Annotated in this window: 15 protein-coding genes; 9 read left to right on the forward strand and 6 right to left on the reverse strand. The window is 61.4% G+C overall.

What is annotated here, in order from left to right:
- Positions 1 to 518 precede the first annotated feature (518 nt).
- The 5 genes from GIV35_RS12235 (at position 519) to GIV35_RS12255 (ending at position 6234) form a co-directional block, all read left to right on the forward strand.
- A complete protein-coding gene (locus GIV35_RS12235) occupies positions 519 to 2345 on the forward strand; it encodes a long-chain-acyl-CoA synthetase (protein WP_105227492.1) in 1827 nt (608 codons plus the stop codon).
- A gap of 106 nt (positions 2346 to 2451) precedes the next feature.
- Positions 2452 to 2967: an ankyrin repeat domain-containing protein gene (locus tag GIV35_RS12240; RefSeq protein ID WP_200647953.1), complete on the forward strand. Its 516-nt coding sequence runs from the start codon at positions 2452 to 2454 to the stop codon at positions 2965 to 2967.
- Between the two features lie 41 nt (positions 2968 to 3008).
- The gene (locus tag GIV35_RS12245) at positions 3009 to 3539 is read left to right on the forward strand and encodes a hypothetical protein (RefSeq protein ID WP_200647952.1); all 531 of its coding nucleotides are present in this window, start codon (positions 3009 to 3011) and stop codon (positions 3537 to 3539) included.
- A 67-nt stretch (positions 3540 to 3606) separates the two neighbouring features.
- Entirely contained in the window at positions 3607 to 3798 is a 192-nt protein-coding gene (locus tag GIV35_RS12250) for a PLDc N-terminal domain-containing protein (protein WP_003192770.1), read from the forward strand.
- 348 nt (positions 3799 to 4146) lie between these two features.
- Positions 4147 to 6234, forward strand: a complete 2088-nt coding sequence (locus GIV35_RS12255; protein ID WP_105227486.1) for an LTA synthase family protein — start codon at positions 4147 to 4149, stop codon at positions 6232 to 6234.
- Positions 6235 to 6289: 55 nt separating this feature from the next.
- On the opposite strand, the gene GIV35_RS12260 is transcribed toward GIV35_RS12255, so the two are convergent.
- Complete coding sequence (locus GIV35_RS12260) at positions 6290 to 6442, reverse strand: DUF3309 family protein (RefSeq protein ID WP_003192767.1); 153 nt, start codon at positions 6440 to 6442, stop codon at positions 6290 to 6292.
- A 327-nt stretch (positions 6443 to 6769) separates the two neighbouring features.
- Here GIV35_RS12260 and GIV35_RS12265 point away from each other — a divergent pair, with 327 nt between their 5' ends.
- Entirely contained in the window at positions 6770 to 7585 is an 816-nt protein-coding gene (locus GIV35_RS12265; protein ID WP_213153513.1) for an SDR family oxidoreductase, read from the forward strand.
- Between the two features lie 127 nt (positions 7586 to 7712).
- Entirely contained in the window at positions 7713 to 7916 is a 204-nt protein-coding gene (gene csrA, locus GIV35_RS12270) for a carbon storage regulator CsrA (protein WP_236265244.1), read from the forward strand.
- A gap of 10 nt (positions 7917 to 7926) precedes the next feature.
- Here the strand turns inward: csrA and GIV35_RS12275 are convergent, their stop codons facing one another.
- From GIV35_RS12275 to mnmC, 5 genes are all read right to left on the reverse strand, one after another.
- Entirely contained in the window at positions 7927 to 8154 is a 228-nt protein-coding gene (locus GIV35_RS12275) for a YheU family protein (protein WP_003192759.1), read from the reverse strand.
- A gap of 72 nt (positions 8155 to 8226) precedes the next feature.
- A complete protein-coding gene (locus GIV35_RS12280) occupies positions 8227 to 9411 on the reverse strand; it encodes an osmoprotectant NAGGN system M42 family peptidase (protein WP_034126152.1) in 1185 nt (394 codons plus the stop codon).
- A 147-nt stretch (positions 9412 to 9558) separates the two neighbouring features.
- The gene (gene ngg, locus GIV35_RS12285) at positions 9559 to 11304 is read right to left on the reverse strand and encodes an N-acetylglutaminylglutamine synthetase (RefSeq protein WP_137204244.1); all 1746 of its coding nucleotides are present in this window, start codon (positions 11302 to 11304) and stop codon (positions 9559 to 9561) included.
- Between the two features lie 3 nt (positions 11305 to 11307).
- Entirely contained in the window at positions 11308 to 13080 is a 1773-nt protein-coding gene (locus GIV35_RS12290; RefSeq protein WP_014719264.1) for an N-acetylglutaminylglutamine amidotransferase, read from the reverse strand.
- A gap of 136 nt (positions 13081 to 13216) precedes the next feature.
- The gene (gene mnmC / locus GIV35_RS12295) at positions 13217 to 15217 is read right to left on the reverse strand and encodes a bifunctional tRNA (5-methylaminomethyl-2-thiouridine)(34)-methyltransferase MnmD/FAD-dependent 5-carboxymethylaminomethyl-2-thiouridine(34) oxidoreductase MnmC (RefSeq protein WP_236265245.1); all 2001 of its coding nucleotides are present in this window, start codon (positions 15215 to 15217) and stop codon (positions 13217 to 13219) included.
- Between the two features lie 154 nt (positions 15218 to 15371).
- Between mnmC and pap the strand changes: the two genes are divergently transcribed.
- The gene (gene pap / locus GIV35_RS12300) at positions 15372 to 16886 is read left to right on the forward strand and encodes a polyphosphate:AMP phosphotransferase (RefSeq protein ID WP_105227476.1); all 1515 of its coding nucleotides are present in this window, start codon (positions 15372 to 15374) and stop codon (positions 16884 to 16886) included.
- A 121-nt stretch (positions 16887 to 17007) separates the two neighbouring features.
- Positions 17008 to 18192: a thiolase family protein gene (locus GIV35_RS12305; protein WP_003192745.1), complete on the forward strand. Its 1185-nt coding sequence runs from the start codon at positions 17008 to 17010 to the stop codon at positions 18190 to 18192.
- Positions 18193 to 18736 lie beyond the last annotated feature (544 nt).

Consider the following 18736-nt stretch of genomic DNA (forward strand, 5'->3'; position numbering starts at 1 on the left):
CGCTGGCCGAACGCAGGCTTGAATTCGTGGGTAACCCGGCAGGACGCCGGGTTAGCCGCCCCGCGCCATGGATGGCGCGTGGCGGCGGCCCACGGATTCAAGACTGTGTTCGGGCACACCGAGCCTAGGCGAGGTGTCAACCATGTGTCCGGTCCGTACACGCTTTTCAAAAGTGAGCCGCCGTCAGGCGGAACCCTAAGTGGCCGTTACCGCAGGAATGGATATCTACACAATCCAACTGTGTCGCCTGTCAGGCCGCCTTCGCGAGCAAGCCCGCTCCCACAATTGGATCGTGGGATGTCAGGTAGAGAAGTGTCGGCTGGTAGGTCGTCATCGCAGGCAAGCCAGCTCCCACAGTTGGAGCGCGGGGCGGCAGGGAGATAAGCATCGGGCGGCCGCCACGGGATACAAAACTTTTCAAATCCCGCGTGTACAGCCAAAGAACCGCTGACGTATTTTCCGCTACACCAGTCGATGTACCTGGACCAGACCAAGAATAAGAAAAGGGACGTCCCGCCATGACTCATCAGCAAATCGACATGATCACCTGGCGCATGATGCTGCGTAAGGTGCCTGCCATCGTTCGGGCGCTACCACGGGTGGTGCGCGGCATGCGTGCGGCCAACGTCACCGACCCCAGCCAACCCTGCGGCCTGGGCTGGCATTTCGAACAAGCCACCTTGCGTAACCCGGAGGGTGCTGCCCTACTGTATGGGGACAGCGTGATCAGCTACCGAGACGCCAATCAGCGCGCCAATCGCATTGCCCATCACTTGCAGGCCCAGGGCATCCGCAAGGGTGACGTGGTGGCGCTGTTTATCGAGAATCGCCCCGAGTTGCTGCTCAACGTGCTGGCCGTGGCCAAGCTGGGCGGCATCTGCGCCATGCTCAATACGGCGCAAACTCAAGGGGCGCTGGTACACAGCCTGACCCTGGTCAAGCCGGTTGCCATTGTGGTCGGTGCCGAATTGCTCGGCGCTTACGCAGCAGTGCGTGATCAAGTTCAGATCCCTGCCGGGCGCACCTGGTTCGTGGCCGATCAGCCCGATAGTAGGGTGCCCGACGGCTACATCGACCTGATGGCCGCCAGTGCCGAAAGCCCGGTGGACAACCCGGCAAGTTCGGCGCAGGTGTTCTTCCACGATCCCTGCTTCTATATCTACACCTCCGGCACCACCGGCTTGCCCAAGGCCGGCATCATGAAGCACGGGCGCTGGACCAAAACCGCCGTGAGCTTCGGCAGTATCGCCCTGGACATGGGGCCGCAGGACGTCCTCTATTGCACCTTGCCGCTGTACCACGCCACCGGCTTGTGCGTGTGCTGGGGGGCGGCGATTATCGGCGCTTCGGGCTTTGCCATTCGGCGCAAATTCAGCGCCAGCCAGTTCTGGGACGATGCACGCCAGTTCAAGGCGACCACCCTGGGCTATGTCGGTGAGCTGTGCCGCTATCTGCTCGACCAGCCCGCGAGTGCGCAGGACCGCGATAACCAGGTGACCAAGATGGTCGGCAACGGCCTGCGCCCCGGTGTGTGGGCGCAGTTCAAGCAGCGTTATGGCGTGGAGCATATCTGCGAACTGTATGCCGCCAGCGACGGCAATATCGGCTTTACCAACGTGCTGAATTTTGACAACACCATCGGCTTTTGCCTGCAGCATTGGGCGCTGGTGGATTACGCCCATGACAGCGGTGAACCGCTGCGCGGCAACAATGGGTTCATGGTCAAGGTGCCCACTGGCGGGCAGGGCCTGCTATTGGCGCGCATTGATGATAAGTCGCCCTTCGACGGTTACACCGACCCGGAAAAGAACCGCAAGGTGGTACTGACCGACGTATTCGAAAAAGGCGACCGCTATTTCAACACCGGCGACCTGGTGCGCAGCATCGGTTTCGGCCATGCGCAATTTGTCGATCGCCTGGGGGATACCTATCGCTGGAAGGGCGAAAACGTCTCGACTACCGAGGTGGAAAACGTCCTGCTGAAACACCCGCAGATCGCTGAAGTGGTGGCCTATGGCGTCGAGATCGACAACACCAACGGCCGCGCCGGCATGGTCGCCATCACCCCCTGCGAATCCCTGGCCAGCCTGGACATGCGCGAACTGCTGCAATTCGCCCACGGCCAGTTGCCCCCTTATGCGGTGCCGTTGTTTTTGCGGATCAAGGTGAAGATGGAAACCACCGGCACGTTCAAGTACCAGAAAGTGAAGCTCAAGGAGCAAGGGTTCGACCCGGACAAGGCTGGCAATGACCCGGTCTACGCCTGGTTGCCGGGTTCGGACACCTATGTGCCGGTGACCGGGCAATTGCTGGCGCAGATCCAGGGCGGCCAATTCCGTTATTGATTCTGGCTATGGCGGCTTTTGACAAAAAAGCCATGACACCGGGGAACTCCATCGCGACACTGGGCGCCTTAAACAGTTATGTCAGTCGCCTCAGCAAGGAGCCCCCATGTCAGATCAGCCTAAACAAATGACCGAAGACGAAGCCGCCGAGTTTGCCGAGCAAGTCTTCGACGTCGCTCGGCGCGGCGACGCCGCCATGCTTGCCGCACTGTTGGCGAAAGGCCTGCCGGCCAACTTTCGTAATCACAATGGCGACACCTTGTTGATGCTCGCGGCGTACCACGGCCATGCCGAGGCGGTCAAAGTGCTGCTGGAGTTCAAGGCCGACCCCCTGATCGCCAACGACAAGAACCAGTTGCCGATTGCCGGCGCGGCGTTCAAAGGCAACCTGCCGGTGGTCCAGGCGTTGATCGAAGGCGGCACGCCGATTGACGCGGCCTCCTCGGACGGGCGTACGGCCTTGATGATGGCGGCGATGTTCAACCGCGTTGACATGGTTGATTACCTGCTCGGTAAAGGCGCAAACCCCAAGACCACCGATGCACAAGGCGCGACGGCGCTGGCCGCGGCGCAGACCATGGGCGCGGTGGATACGGCGGCGCAGTTGCAGAAACTGGTGTAGGCTACGCGCCCTTCAAAACTTGCCCGTTACAGGACCGCCCCATGAAAACCGCCCTCGTCGAACTCATCAGCAAAATCAGCGCCGGCGTCATGGGTGAGGACGAAGTAGCGCGTATTGCCGACGAAGCGGCCCAGGCCTACGCGGACCCTGCGGCGTTCCTGGCGGCCAATCCGGATATCAACTACGACGACAGTTTCCCGATCCCGCTGGGAGAGTGGGTGGTGGTCGGTAGCCTGCCGGACACGGTGTTGTTCCAGGCCGACACCTATGGCGACCTGTTTGCCCAGATCGTCGCGTCGTTCGGTCCGGGTGTGGCGTTCAACCTCAAGCCCAAGCAACTGGCCAAGACCGAAGACCTGACCGCGCTCAACCGCATCCAGATCCAGATGAGCGCTCTGAGCCCGGAAGACGGCGGTTATGTGCTGATGAACTTCAGCCAGTTGCTGGATGACGAGATCCAGGCAGTGCTGGTGTTCGGTAACGACCTGCCGCGGGTGCTGGAACTGTGTGCCGAAGTCGGCATCAAGGCCGAGCCCTCGCTTGAAGCCTTGAAGATTGCCGTACACGTCTGAAATAAAACGGAACCCGCGCCAAGGCTGACTATCCTACAAGGGCATGCCCTCACTTAGGAGCGACACCATGGGTTCCACGTTTAATAGTCTGATTGGCCTGATCATCCTCGCGCTGGATATCTGGGCGATCATCAACGTGTTCAAAAGCGGCGCCAGCACCGGCGCCAAAGTGCTGTGGATCCTGTTGATCCTGCTGTTGCCAGTGCTGGGCCTGATCATCTGGGCTATCGCCGGGCCGCGCGGTAACGTGCGGATCTGACGACCCACTCGATTTGGAGCGGGCACAGTCAATGTGGGAGCTGGCTTGCCTGCTCCCACAAGGGGGTTCACGGCATTAATTAAATTTGTGTGTCGAAAGTATTCTCCGCACGAAATTTTCACATCCCATCCAAGACAATTCCCCGGCTTTATCCGGCTGCCAAGGCTCTGTCTCCAGTGCCCTTAAAGGCAGGGCCGTGGCATACGTTCAGTAATTAATAGCCTTGCCGGCCTTGATCGGGCACCATTTGCGCCACCGCGTTAACCGCCTACCCCAGCCAGCCTGGGCGAGGGACGGACGCCACTGCATTATTTCGCAACTTAAACTTCCAATGGGTCCTAAAACGACATGGCAAACCCGGACGCCCTGAATCAGCAGCGAGCTTCAAATCGCCTGCTGCAACCGACCGTCAAATCCCATCTGGCGTACACGCTGCTCTGCGCACTGGTCATGATGGTGATGTTTTCTCTGCTGCGCTTGGCGTTGCTGGTCTATAACCGCGAGATGATCCTCGATACGCCGGCCTCGACGTTCCTCGAAGCCTTCGCCAACGGCCTGCGCCTGGACATTCGCCTGGTGATGTACCTGCTGATTCCGCTGCTGTTGGCGCTGTTCAGCGTGCGAGCGATGGCGGCGCGTGGGTTCTTCCGTTTGTGGCTGACCGTTGCGTCCAGCATCGCCTTGTTCCTTGGCCTGATGGAGATGGACTTCTACCGCGAATTCCACCAGCGCCTCAACGGCCTGGTCTTCCAGTATGTGAAGGAAGACCCGAGCACCGTGATGAGCATGCTCTGGTACGGTTTCCCGGTGGTGCGTTACCTGCTGGCCTGGGCCGTGGGCACGCTGATCCTGAGCATGGCCTTCAAGGGCGCTGACCGCGCAACGCGCCCACGGGGCCCCTTCAGCGGCGGCACTATCAGCACGCGCCAGGTGGCGCCATGGTACAGCCGCATCGCAGTGTTCATGGTTTGCCTGCTGGTCGCCGTGGTCGCCATCCGTGGCACCCTGCGCCAGGGGCCACCGCTGCGTTGGGGTGACGTCTACACCACCGATTCGAACTTCGCCAACCAGCTGGGCCTCAATGGCACCCTGTCGCTGATCGCGGCGGCCAAGGCGCGCTTTGGTGAAGACCGCGCCAACATCTGGAAGGCGACCCTGGAACAACCGCTGGCCACCCAGACCGTGCGCGACATGCTGGTGCTGCCGCAAGAGAAGCTGGTAGACACCGACACCGCAGCCGTGCGCCGTGACTTCACGCCACCGGCCGAGAAAACCCTGCCGATCAAGAACGTCGTAGTGATCCTCATGGAAAGCTTCGCCGGTCACTCGGTGGGCGCATTGGGGCGTCCGGGCAATATCACCCCGTACTTCGACAAGTTGACCCAGGAAGGCTTGCTGTTCGACCGCTTCTTCTCCAACGGCACCCACACCCACCAGGGTATGTTCGCCACCATGGCCTGCTTCCCGAACCTGCCGGGCTTCGAATACCTGATGCAGACCCCGGAAGGCAGCCACAAGTTGTCGGGCCTGCCACAGTTGCTCAGTGCGCGTGATTTCGACGATGTGTATGTCTACAACGGCGATTTCGCCTGGGACAACCAGTCGGGTTTCTTCAGCAACCAGGGCATGACCAACTTCGTCGGCCGCAACGACTTTGTCGACCCGGTGTTCTCCGACCCTACATGGGGCGTGTCCGACCAGGACATGTTCAACCGTGGCCTGGAGGAGCTTAAAGCCCGTGAAGGCGGCAAGCCGTTCTACGCGTTGCTGCAAACCCTGTCCAACCACACGCCGTACGCGTTGCCAACGCCATTGCCGGTTGAGAAAGTCACCGACCGTGGCAGCCTCAACGAGCATTTGACGGCCATGCGCTACTCCGACTGGGCCTTGGGCCAGTTCTTTGAAAAGGCCCGCAAGGAGCCGTACTTCAAGGAAACCCTGTTCGTGATTGTCGGTGACCACGGTTTTGGCAATGAGCAGCAGATCACCGAGATGGACCTGGGTCGCTTCAACGTGCCGATGCTGATGATTGCACCCGGCATGCGCGAGAAGTTCGGTGAGCGTGACCACACCGTGGGCACCCAGATCGACATCGTGCCGACCATCATGGGCCGCCTGGGCGGCGATACCTTGCACCAGTGCTGGGGCCGCGACCTGCTGAACCTGCCGGAAGGTGACAAGGGTTTCGGCGTGATCAAGCCATCGGGCAGCGACCAGACCGTGGCCTTGCTCACCGGCGATCGCGTGCTGGTATTGCCCAAGGAAATGCCACCCAAGTTGTGGGAATACACACTGGGCGCCGAGCCGACTGGCAAGGTGATTCCTGAGTCGCCGGACGAAGCTGCGCTCAAGCAGAAACTCGAGTCGTTCCTACAGACCGCGACCAAGAGCCTGCTGGATAACACCGCAGGTGTGGTAGATGGCAAACCGGACTAACTGACCGGCAATAAAAAAGAGGCCTCAATTGAGGCCTCTTTTTTTGTCCGGGGTTTTATATCTTGCCGAGCAACAACAGCACCAGCAGAACAACCAGTACCACACCCAGGATACCCGACGGTCCATAACCCCAGTTACGCGAGTGCGGGAACACGGGCAGGCCACCGACCAGCAGGAGGATCAGGATAATGATTAGAATGAGGCTCATGGTTTTATTCCTTATAGGTTCTGTGCAAAACCGGCTGTTTGACCGTTATCTCGTCCATGTGCATTGGGACGCCTTAACCATTCCGACTCATGCACTTGGCAGAAAATTCATTGTTTTTCTAAAACATTTTGATTAGTTGCTTATTTCTTTTACCCCGTACGCAACTTGAACTAATCAGTTGAAAAAAATTGAACTTGGGCTATATGCGCGACTGCGACCCAGCCACGGGTTTGCCTCTGGCATTCATCAATCTGATGGTGCGTGGGTGCAGGAAAAACCTTCGCTACACTGCCGGTCACTTCTTCGGTAAACCACAAGGTTACTTCTATGCAAAACCGCATGATGATCACTGGCGCCGGGTCTGGCCTGGGTCGCGAAATCGCTCTGCGCTGGGCCCGTGAAGGTTGGCAGTTGGCGTTGTCCGATGTCAGCGAACCCGGTTTGCAGGAAACCCTCAAGCAGGTTCGCGAGGTCGGGGGGGATGGCTTTATCCAGCGCTGTGACGTGCGTGACTACAGCCAACTCACGGCCTTTGCCCAGGCCTGCGAGGTGAAGCTCGGGGGCATCGATGTGATCGTCAACAACGCCGGCGTGGCCTCGGGTGGGTTCTTCGCTGAACTGTCCCTGGAGGATTGGGACTGGCAGATCGCAATCAACCTGATGGGCGTCGTCAAAGGCTGCAAGGCGTTCCTGCCGCTGCTGGAAAAGAGCAAGGGGCGCATCATCAACATCGCGTCAATGGCAGCGCTGATGCAAGGCCCGGCCATGAGCAACTACAACGTGGCCAAGGCGGGCGTGGTGGCGTTGTCCGAGAGCCTGTTGGTGGAGCTCAAGCAACAGGAAGTGGGCGTGCATGTGGTGTGCCCGTCGTTTTTCCAGACCAACCTGCTCGACTCGTTCCGTGGGCCAACCCCAGCCATGAAGGCTCAAGTGGGCAAGTTGCTTGAGAGTTCACCCATCTCGGCGGCGGATATTGCCGACTACATTTACCAGCGTGTGGCCGAAGGTGAATTCATGATCCTGCCCCACGAGCAAGGCCGCATGGCTTGGGCGTTGAAACAGAAAAATCCGCAGTTGCTGTATGACGAAATGACCCTGATGGCCGACAAGATGCGCGCCAAGGCGCAGGCTGTGAAGGGCTGATTTGGCTGGGGTCTGTCAGGCAAATTACCTGTCTGTGTAGGCAGCGCCTGATTTGCCCGCAAGCCATTGCCGGTCCAGTGCCAAGGGGGCATGGTCGAGGTCCTGTTATTTGCAAAGGACAACCGCCATGCTGGTCTTAAGCCGTGCCATAGGCGAAGCCATCGCCATTGGCGATGACATCACCGTGCATATCCTTGAAGTGAACGGTACTCATGTGAAATTCGGCATCGAGGCACCGATGGGTGTCAACGTGTACCGCGCCGAGGTGTACCGCAAGATTCTCAAAGGCGAGAGCCAGGCTACCCATCCCGTGCCGGTGCCCAACCTTTAGGCGCAGCTTTTCAGTCGAACAGATGCTTGGGCACATCGTGCTTGAGCATCAACTGGCATTGCTCGCTCTCGGGGTCGAAGACGATCAGCGCCTGGCCTTTGGTCAGCGCCTGGCGCACGCGCAGCACGCGGGTTTCCAGGGGCGTGTCGTCGCCATTGTCGGTGCCGTCGCGGGTGACGAAGTCTTCGATGAGGCGGGTCAGGGTGTCGACTTCAAGTGCATCGTAGGGAATCAGCATACAAGCCTCAGGTGTCAGGTCCCGGCGATGCTACTGCGCCGGGACCTTTGTTGCCAGTATCAACTCACCGCGTCAGGACTTCTGGCCGACCAGGCTGTCTACCGACGGCACGCGGGTGTCGCTCTCCATTTGCGTTTCATGCTCGATCTGATGACTGAACCGATCCAGGGAACCCTGGGCCGGTTGCGCATCGCTGGCAAACACCGGCGGGCTGAGGATGTAAGCGCCCAGCAAGCGGCTCAGGGCGGCCAGGCTGTCTATATGGGTACGCTCGTAACCGTGGGTGGCGTCACAACCGAAGGCGAGCAGGGCGGTGCGTATATCATGGCCGGCGGTGACCGCCGAGTGCGCATCGCTGAAGTAATAGCGGAACAGATCGCGGCGTACCGGCAGGTCGTTCTCCGAAGCCAGGCGTAGCAAGTGGCGGGACAGGTGATAGTCATAGGGCCCGCCGGAGTCCTGCATGGCCACGCTCACCGCGTGTTCGCTGGAGTGCTGGCCGGGGGCGACCGGGGCAATATCGATGCCGACAAACTCACTCACATCCCAGGGCAGGGCGGCCGCTGCACCACTGCCGGTTTCCTCGGTGATGGTGAACAGCGGGTGGCAGTCGATCAGCAAGGGTTCGCCACTGTCGACGATGGCCTTGAGCGCGGCGAGCAGGGCGGCGACGCCGGCCTTGTCGTCCAGGTGGCGAGCGCTGATATGCCCGCTCTCGGTGAACTCGGGCAGAGGATCGAACGCCACGTAGTCACCGACGCTGATTCCCAGGGAGTCGCAGTCGGCCCGCGTCGCGCAGTAGGCGTCCAGGCGCAGTTCCACATGGTCCCAGCTCACCGGCATTTCATCCACGGCAGTGTTGAACGCGTGCCCGGAGGCCATCAACGGCAATACGCTGCCGCGAATAACGCCGTTGTCGGTGAACAGGCTGACCCGGCTACCTTCGGCAAAGCGGCTCGACCAGCAGCCCACCGGTGCCAGGGTCAGGCGCCCGTTGTCCTTGATCGCACGCACGGCGGCGCCGATGGTGTCCAGGTGGGCGGAGACGGCGCGGTCAGGGCTGTTTTTCTGGCCCTTGAGGGTGGCGCGAATGGTGCCGCGCCGGGTCATTTCAAACGGGATGCCGAGTTCTTCCAGGCGTTCGGCGACGTAACGCACGATGGTGTCGGTAAAACCGGTGGGGCTGGGAATGGCGAGCATCTCCAGCAGCACTTTTTGCAGGTACGCGAGATCGGGTTCGGGGATGGTTCGGGTCATGGAAACTCCTGATGAGTTGAGGGCATCGATGGTTTCGATGAGGGGGGCACGGCCTCATCGCGGGCAAGCCCGGCTCCCACATTGGAGTGCGGTCAACTGTGGGAGTCGGGCTTGCCCGCGATAGCGCCGGTACAGGCGACACATCACTTAAGTCGCCGGCTGACTGTGTGGAAACAACAAATCCACAAACTTCTCAGCCGTGGGTTGCGGTTCATGGTTGGCCAGGCCGGCCCGTTCGTTGGCTTCGATAAACACATACTCTGGCTGGTCGGCGGCAGGTACCATCAGGTCCAGGCCGACCATAGGGATATCCAGAGCACGGGCCGCACGCACGGCCGCGTCCACCAGCGTGGGGTGCAGGATCGCCGTGACATCTTCCAGGCAACCTCCGGTGTGCAGGTTGGCGGTGCGTCGCACGGCCAGTTGCACGCCACGGGGCAGGATGCTGTTGTAGTCGTAACCTGCGGCTTTGAGGGTGCGCTCGGTTTCTGCATCCAGCGGGATTTTGCTCTCGCCGTCGGTGGCCGCCTGGCGACGACGGCTTTGCGCCTGGATCAACGCGCGAATCGAATGTTGGCCGTCGCCGATCACTTCGGCGGGGCGACGAATCGCAGCCGCGACCACTTCAAAACCGATCACCAGAATCCGCAGGTCCAGGCCTTCGTGGAAGCTTTCCAGCAACACGCGGCTGTCGAACTGGCGCGCCGCTTCGATCGCCTGCTGCACCTCTTCGATGCTGCGCAGATCCACGGCGACGCCATGGCCTTGCTCGCCATCCAGCGGCTTGACCACGATGCGCTGGTGTTCGTCGAGAAACTCCAGGTTGTCGTCGGCACTGCCCGCCAACTGTTGCACCGGCACCTGCAGGCCCGCCGCCTTGAGCACCTTGTGGGTCAGGCTCTTGTCCTGGCACAGGGTCATGCTGATGGCGCTGGTCAGGTCGCTCAGGGACTCACGGCAACGCACGCGACGCCCGCCGTGGCTAAGGGTGAACAAACCCGCATCGGCATCGTCCACTTGCACATCAATACCGCGTCGGTGGGCTTCTTCGACAATGATGCGTGCGTAAGGGTTGAACTCCGCCTGGGGCCCGGGGCCCAGAAACAGCGGTTGATTGATGCCGTTCTTGCGCTTGATCGCGAAGGTGGTCAACGCCCGAAAGCCGAGTTTGGCGTAAAGGCTCTTGGCCTGGCGGTTATCGTGCAGCACCGACAAGTCCAGGTAGCTCAAGCCTCGGCTCATGAAGTGCTCCACCAAGTGGCGCACCAACACTTCTCCGACACCAGGGCGCGTGCATTGAGGGTCGACTGCCAGGCACCAGAGGCTGCATCCGTTCTCCGGGTCGTGGAAGGCCTTGTGATGGTTGAGGCCCATTACGCTGCCAATCACCGCGCCGCTGTCTTCATCTTCGGCCAGCCAGTACACCGGGCCGCCTTGATGACGTGGGGTGAGGCGTTCCGGGTCGACAGGCAGCATCCCGCGGCCCTGGTACAAGTGGTTGACCGCTTGCCAGTCGGCCTCGCTCTGCACCCGGCGAATGCGAAAGCCGCGAAACACCCGGGTGGCCGGGCGGTAGTCGGTGAACCACAGGCGCAGGGTGTCGGACGGGTCGAGGAACAGTTGCTGCGGGTCAATGCCCAGGATTTGCTGGGGCGCTGCCACGTACAGCGCGATATCGCGCTCGCCGGGCTGCTCGTTGAGCAGTTCCTGGGCCAGGCTTGCCGGGTCGGGAAAGGTGTGGCCGATCAACAAACGGCCCCAGCCGCAATGCACGGCAATCGGGTCGGCGGCCAGTGCGCTGCCATCTTCGGCCAGGCGCGCTTGCAGGCGCTCGTAGGTCGGCGCCTGGCCCTTGAGTAAGCGTTGGCTGTAAGCCGCGGCATTCGGTTTCATGGATCAGATTCCTTGTTCGCTCAGCCACAGGTTCAGCGCCGCCAACTGCCACAGCTTGGAGCCGCGCAGTGGGGTGAGTTGGCCTTGCGGGTCGGTGAGCAAGCGGTCGAGCATGGCCGGGTTGAACAGCCCGCGGTCCTGGCTCGGGTCCAGCAGCAACTCGCGCACCCAGTTCAAGGTATCGCCCTGCAGGTGCTTGAGGCCGGGCACCGGGAAGTAGCCTTTCTTGCGGTCGATGACTTCGCTGGGGATGACCCGGCGCGCCGCTTCCTTGAGCACCTGTTTGCCGCCGTCGGGTAGCTTGAACTGGGCCGGCACACGGGCCGACAGCTCTACCAGGCGGTAGTCGAGGAACGGCGTGCGCGCTTCCAGGCCCCAGGCCATGGTCATGTTGTCGACGCGCTTGACCGGGTCATCCACCAGCATCACCGTGCTGTCCAGGCGCAGGGCCTTGTCCACGGCCGCGTCGGCGCCCGGCATTGCAAAGTGCTCGCGCACGAAATCGCCGGCGGCGTCGTTGGCGGTCAGCCATTGGGGGGCTACGGTCGCCGCGTAGTCGTCGTAGCTGCGGTCGAAAAACGCCTCGCGATAGGCCGCGTACGGGTCGCTGGCACCGTCCACTTGCGGGTACCAGTGGTAACCGGCGAACAGTTCATCGGCGCCCTGGCCGCTCTGCACCACTTTGCAATGCTTGGCCACTTCCCGCGACAGCAGGTAGAAGGCGATGCAGTCATGGCTGACCATCGGCTCGCTCATGGCGCGGAAGGCGGCCGGCAGTTGCTCGATGATCTCGCTTTCGGCGATGCGCAGTTGGTGGTGATGGGTGCCGTAGTGTTTGGCGATCAGGTCTGAGTACTGGAACTCGTCGCCACGTTCGCCGCCGGCGTCTTCAAAGCCGATGGAAAAGGTCGACAAATCCTCCACGCCCACTTCACGCAGCAGGCCGACGAGCATGCTCGAGTCGACGCCGCCGGACAGCAGCACGCCGACATCCACGGCGGCACGTTGGCGAATGGCCACGGCTTCGCGGGTGCTGTCGAGCACGCGGTCGGTCCAGTCTTCCAGGGTCAGGTGTTTTTCGTCCTCATGGGGCCCGTAGGGCAGGGTCCACCAGGTTTTCTGTTCGGTCTTGCCGCTGGCGTCGATGCGCATCCAACTGGCGGGCGGCAGCTTTTCGATGCCGGCCAACAGCGTGCGCGGCGCAGGGACCACGGCGTGGAAATTCAGGTAATGGTTGAGGGCGACCGGATCGAGGATCGGGTTGATATCCCCACCCTTGAGCAACGCTGGCAACGCCGAGGCGAAACGCAGGCGCTGACCGGTGCGCGACAGGTACAAGGGCTTCACACCGAGACGGTCACGAGCGATGAACAGACGCTGGGCATCACGCTCCCAAATGGCGAAAGCGAACATGCCGTTGAGCTTGGGCAGCAGCGCTTCGCCCCAGGCGTGGTAGCCCTTGAGCAGCACTTCGGTGTCGCCGCCGGAATAGAAGGCGTAACCCAGGGCTTCCAGCTCTTGGCGCAGTTCCGGGAAATTATAGATAGCGCCATTGAACGCCAGGGACAGCCCCAGATGGGCGTCGACCATCGGTTGGGCAGAGCCGTCCGACAGGTCCATGATTTTCAAGCGGCGGTGGCCCAGGGCAATCGGCCCTTGGGCATGAAAGCCCCAGGCGTCGGGGCCTCGGGGGGCGAGGTGGTGCGTGATGCGTTCTACGGCTGCCAGGTCGGCAGGTTGATGATCAAAGCGTAACTCGCCAGCTAGTCCACACATAAGTTCCTTACCGGTTTTTCCGTTGGGGAGGGGTCAATACTCAATACGCCCAAAAGGGCGCGTACCCAGAAACTGACCCAGTGCTATGCGTGGAGTTTTAGACCGATAAGTTATAAGGCAGATAGCCGCCTTGCCTTTAATCCGGCTTTTTTTGTGCAGCGCCCTGGCCTCGCACCAACGCGCGCAGGGCAAATCGATTGGGGTGGCAAGCCTCGGCTACGCTGGTTGGCACGGGCAGGGGCTCATCACTCAGCCATGCAGCCAGCAGTTCGCCGCACAACGGTGCAGTGATCAGGCCACGCGAGCCATGGCCGCTATTGAGAAACAGCCCCGGCAGCCAGGGGCAGGGCGTTTGCGGCACTTGCCGGGCGTCTTTGCCCAGTACCGCATAAGCCTGCTGAAACGCCGCATGGTCGGCCAATGGCCCAACGATGGGCAGGTAGTCGGGGCTGGTACAACGAAACGCGGCACGGCCTTCCAGTTGTTCGGCCGCCAGGCGGTCAGCACCCAGGCGCTGCAGCAGGTCGGTAGAGATCTCGCGCAGCATCTGCAGGTTGCCGCTGTGTTCGGCGGGCGTGGGCGTGAGGTCTTGATTGTTGAAGTCAAAACTCGCGCCCAGGGTGTGTTCGCCAAGCCGGGCCGGCGCGACGTAGCCCTCGGCACAGACCACCGTGGCCAGCGCTTTACTCGCGCAGGTTTGCGCCAGCCGAGTGATCTGCCCACGGATGCGCTTGAGCGGTATGTCAGCACTGAAGGGGAAACGCTTGATCTCCGCAGCCCCTGCGAGCACCACGACACCGGCGCTGGCCAGTACGCGGTCACCGGCGCGGGCTTGCCATTGGTCGTCGAGCCGGTGCAGTTCCAGTGCCTCGTGGTGGGTGAGCACTTCAATCAGTGGATGTTTCGCCTGCCACTGGCACAGCGCGGGCGGATGCACCCAACCGCCCTCTGGAAAAAACAACCCGCCGTGGGCCAGTTCGATTCCCGCCTTTTGCTGCGCTTGCTCGCGGTCCAGCAGATGCAACAGGTCCGGAGCAAAGGCGTTTGCCAATTGAGCCTGACGCTGGATCTCTTTGGCGTCAAACGCCAGTTGCAACACGCCACAGCCGTCCCAATCGACACCTCGGTGCAAATGTTCCAGCAGGCGTCGGGTGTGGCCAAAACCGCTGACTATCAGCTGGGACAAGGCCGTGCCATGGGCCGAAAGCTTGAGGTACAACACACCCTGTGGGTTGCCCGAAGCTTCCTGTGCCAAGCCGGCGTGGCGCTCCAGAAGGCTGACACGCCAACCCCTGGCGGCCAGGCTGGCGGCGGTCGCGCAACCGGCCAGGCCACCGCCGATGACCAGGGCATGACGTTCTCCCTCGATGGCGGGTGGCCGGGCGAACCAGGGTTTACGTGGGGCCGGCGCGGGTAAGTCGGCGGGCCAACCGACAAACTCCCCACGCAGGATCTCCCACTTATGGCCGATGCCTGGCGTGCGTTTCATCTTGAACCCGGCGGCATTGATCAACCGCCTTACCCAGCCGGTGCTGGTGAAGGTGCTGATGGTCGAGCCCGGTGCCGCCAGGCGTGCCAGTTGGGCGAACAGCTCGGCGGTCCACATGTCGGGGTTTTTCGCCGGGGCGAACCCGTCGAGAAACCATGCATCGACCTGGGCGTCCAGTTGCGGCAATTGTTCCAGCGCATCGCCGATCAACAGGGTCAGGGTCACGCGGCCGTTGTCCAGTACCAGGCGCTGGAAACCCTGGTGGATGGCAATGTATTGCGCCAGCAGTTGCTCGGCCAAGGGTTGCAGTTCGGGCCAGAGGGCGAGGGCGCGTTGCAGGTCGGCATGGCTGAGTGGGTACTTTTCCACGCTGACAAAGTGCAGCCGCGCACCGGCGACTGCGTGCTGTTCGAACAACTGCCAGGCGCAGAGGAAGTTCAAGCCGGTGCCGAAGCCAGTTTCACCAATCACCAGGCGCCCACCTGCGGGCAAGGCGGCGAAGCGTTCCTGCAAGCGGTTCTGCTTCAGGAACACGTAGCGGGTTTCTTCCAGGCCCGACTGGTCGGAGAAATACACGTCGTCGAATACCCGCGAATGCGGGCGGCCTTGGTCATCCCAGTCGAGCTGGGCGTGGGTGATGGGGTTCATGGCGGCTCATAAAATGAAAGCGGGCAAAGGCAAGGCGGCCATTCTAGCCGATCAACAGGCGTTGAATTGATCCATGGCAAGGCTGGGTTGTATTTCCTTGCGCGTGTCGGGGCCCAATCCGCTAGTCTTGAGCCATCTTGAAACGGAGCTGCCCATGTTCGAATCCGCCGAAATCGGTCACGCCATCGACAAAGAAACCTACGACGCCGAAGTGCCGGCCCTGCGTGAAGCCTTGCTGGAAGTTCAGTACGAACTGCAACAGCAGAAACGCTTCCCGGTGATCATCCTCATCAACGGCATCGAGGGGGCGGGCAAGGGTGAGACCGTCAAGCTGCTCAATGAATGGATGGACCCGCGCCTGATCGAAGTGCGCACCTTCGACCAGCAGACCGACGAAGAACTGGCGCGTCCACCGGCCTGGCGCTACTGGCGGCAACTGCCGGCCAAGGGCCGCATGGGCATTTTCTTCGGCAACTGGTACAGCCAGATGCTGCAAGGCCGCGTGCATGGGCAGATCAAGGATGCGCGCCTGGACCAGGCCATCGCCGGCGCCGAACGTCTGGAAAAGATGCTCTGCGATGAAGGTGCGCTGATCTTCAAGTTCTGGTTCCACCTGTCCAAAAAACAGATGAAGGCGCGCCTCAAGGCGCTGGCCGACGACCCGCTGCACAGCTGGCGCATCAGCCCATTGGACTGGCAGCAGTCCAAGACCTACGACAAGTTCGTGCATTTCGGTGAGCGTGTGCTGCGCCGCACCAGCCGCGATTACGCGCCGTGGCATGTGATCGAAGGCGTCGACCCCCTTTACCGTGGGCTGACCGTGGGCAAGATCCTGCTCGATGGGCTGCAAAGTGCCCTGAAGCAGGCCAAGGTCAAGGCCAGCGGCATGAACCCGGCGCCGTTGCTTGCCTCGGTGGACCGCAAGAGCCTGCTCGACAGCCTCGACATGACCCTGCGCCTGGACAAGGATGATTACGAAGAACAACTGATTACCGAGCAGGCGCGCTTCTCTGGCCTGATGCGCGACAAACGCATGCGCAAGCACGCGCTGGTAAGCGTGTTCGAGGGCAACGACGCGGCGGGCAAGGGTGGGGCGATCCGTCGAGTGGCGGCAGCACTGGACCCGCGCCAGTACCACATCGTGCCGATTGCCGCGCCCAGCGAAGACGAACGGGCCCAGCCTTATCTATGGCGGTTCTGGCAGAAGATCCCGGCGCGCGGCATGTTCACCGTGTTTGACCGCTCCTGGTACGGCCGCGTGCTGGTGGAGCGCATCGAAGGCTTCTGTACCCCTGCGGACTGGATGCGCGCCTATGGCGAGATCAATGACTTCGAAGAGCAACTGCGCGATGCGGGGGTGATCGTGGTCAAGTTCTGGCTGGCCATCGACAAGGAGACGCAACTGGAGCGCTTCCAGGCCCGTGAAGAAATCCCCTTCAAACGCTTCAAGATCACCGAAGACGACTGGCGCAATCGCGACAAGTGGGACGACTACCGCGCGGCAGTGGGCGATATGGTTGACCGCACCAGCACCGAGGTGGCGCCCTGGACTCTGGTAGAGGCCAACGACAAGCGCTGGGCGCGGGTCAAGGTGCTGCGCACCATCAACCGTGCGCTGGAAGAAGCGTTTGATAAAAGCGACAAGCACGACAAGAAGAAAAAGAAATAGCCTGAGGGGCTTGCCGTTTCCCACGTCGGTCCATGCTTTTGCATCCACGCAGTGAATGATCATCGCGGTCGGCCAGGCCTGGATCTATCCTCGATTCACATCCACAAGATCGAGGTAGCCCATGCGTGAAGTAGTGATCGTCGACAGCGTGCGAACCGGCCTGGCCAAATCCTTTCGCGGCAAGTTCAACCAGACCCGTCCCGATGACATGGCGGCCCATTGTGTCAATGCGCTGCTGGCCCGCAACGGGATCGACCCGGCGACGGTGGAAGACTGCATCGTTGGCGCCGGCTCCAACGAGGGCGCCCAGGGCTATAACATCGGGCGTAACGTGGCGGTGCTCTCGCAACTGGGCACCGGTACGGCGGGCATGACCCTCAACCGTTTCTGTTCGTCGGGCTTGCAGGCGATTGCCATTGCCGCCAACCAGATCGCTTCGGGCTGCAGCGACATCATTGTTGCCGGTGGCGTGGAGTCCATCAGCCTGACCATGAAGAGCGTCAACACCGATAACCTGATCAACCCGCTGCTTAAAGAACAGGTGCCGGGCATTTACTTCCCCATGGGCCAGACCGCCGAAATCGTTGCGCGCCGATATCACGTCAGCCGCGAAGACCAGGACCTTTATGCGCTGCAAAGCCAGCAACGCACCGCCCAGGCCCAGGCTGATGGCTTGTTCAACGATGAAATCGTACCGATGGCGGTCAAGTACAAGGTCGAGGACAAGAACACTGGCGCGGTGCAGATCCTGGATGGCGTGGTAGACCGTGACGACTGCAACCGCCCGGACACCACCCTGGCCAGCCTCAGCGGCCTGAAGCCGGTATTTGCCGAGGATGGCTCGGTGACGGCAGGTAACTCCTCGCAGCTTTCCGACGGTGCGTCGATGACCCTGGTGATGAGCCTGGAAAAAGCCCTGGAATTGGGGCTCAAGCCCAAGGCGTTCTTCCGTGGCTTTACCGTGGCCGGTTGCGAGCCGGACGAGATGGGCATCGGCCCGGTGTTCTCGGTGCCCAAGTTGCTCAAGGCCAAGGGCTTGCAGGTGGCGGACATCGACCTGTGGGAACTCAATGAGGCCTTTGCTTCCCAATGCCTTTACGCGCGCAATCGCCTGGAGATTGATAATGCCAAGTACAACGTCAACGGCGGCTCGATCTCCATCGGGCACCCGTTCGGCATGACCGGCTCGCGGCAAGTAGGGCACCTGGTGCGGGAGTTGCAACGGCGCAATCTTCGTTATGGGATTGTCACCATGTGCGTGGGTGGTGGGATGGGCGCCACCGGACTCTTCGAAGCCGTACGCTGACTGCGGTTGGAACAGCGACAGTGTGGGAGGGCTAATGTGGGAGCTGGCTTGCCTGCGATGACGGCCTGATAGCCGACACCCATCTACCTGGCACACCACGATCAACCTGTGGGAGCGGGCTTGCTCGCGAAGGCGGCCTAACAGTCAACACAGTTGGACCGGGTACATATCCGTTATTTCGGTAACGGCCACTTAGGGTTCCGCCCTGACGGCGGCTCACTTTTGAAAAGCGCAAAAGTAAGCAAAACGCTCTTGCCCCACCACTCGGCACCTCGCCTAGGCTCGGTGTGCCCGAACACAGGCTTGAATCCGTGGGCCGCCGCCACGCGCCATCCATGGCGCGGGGCGGCTAACCCGGCGTCCTGCCGGGTTACCCACGAATTCAAGCCTGCGTTCGGCCAGCGTGGTTTAACGGGGCGCCTGAGATCAAGATCACAAGCAGATCAAGAGCAAGATCAAGAGCGACTCGCTTCGCATCGTGGTTACCGTGGGCGTATGGCCATCGCAGGCAAGCTCCCACACTCAAAACTGTGACGTATCCGAA

Source organism: Pseudomonas sp. PA-1-6B, assembly GCF_021609545.1.
GTDB lineage: Bacteria > Pseudomonadota > Gammaproteobacteria > Pseudomonadales > Pseudomonadaceae > Aquipseudomonas > Aquipseudomonas fluorescens_BV.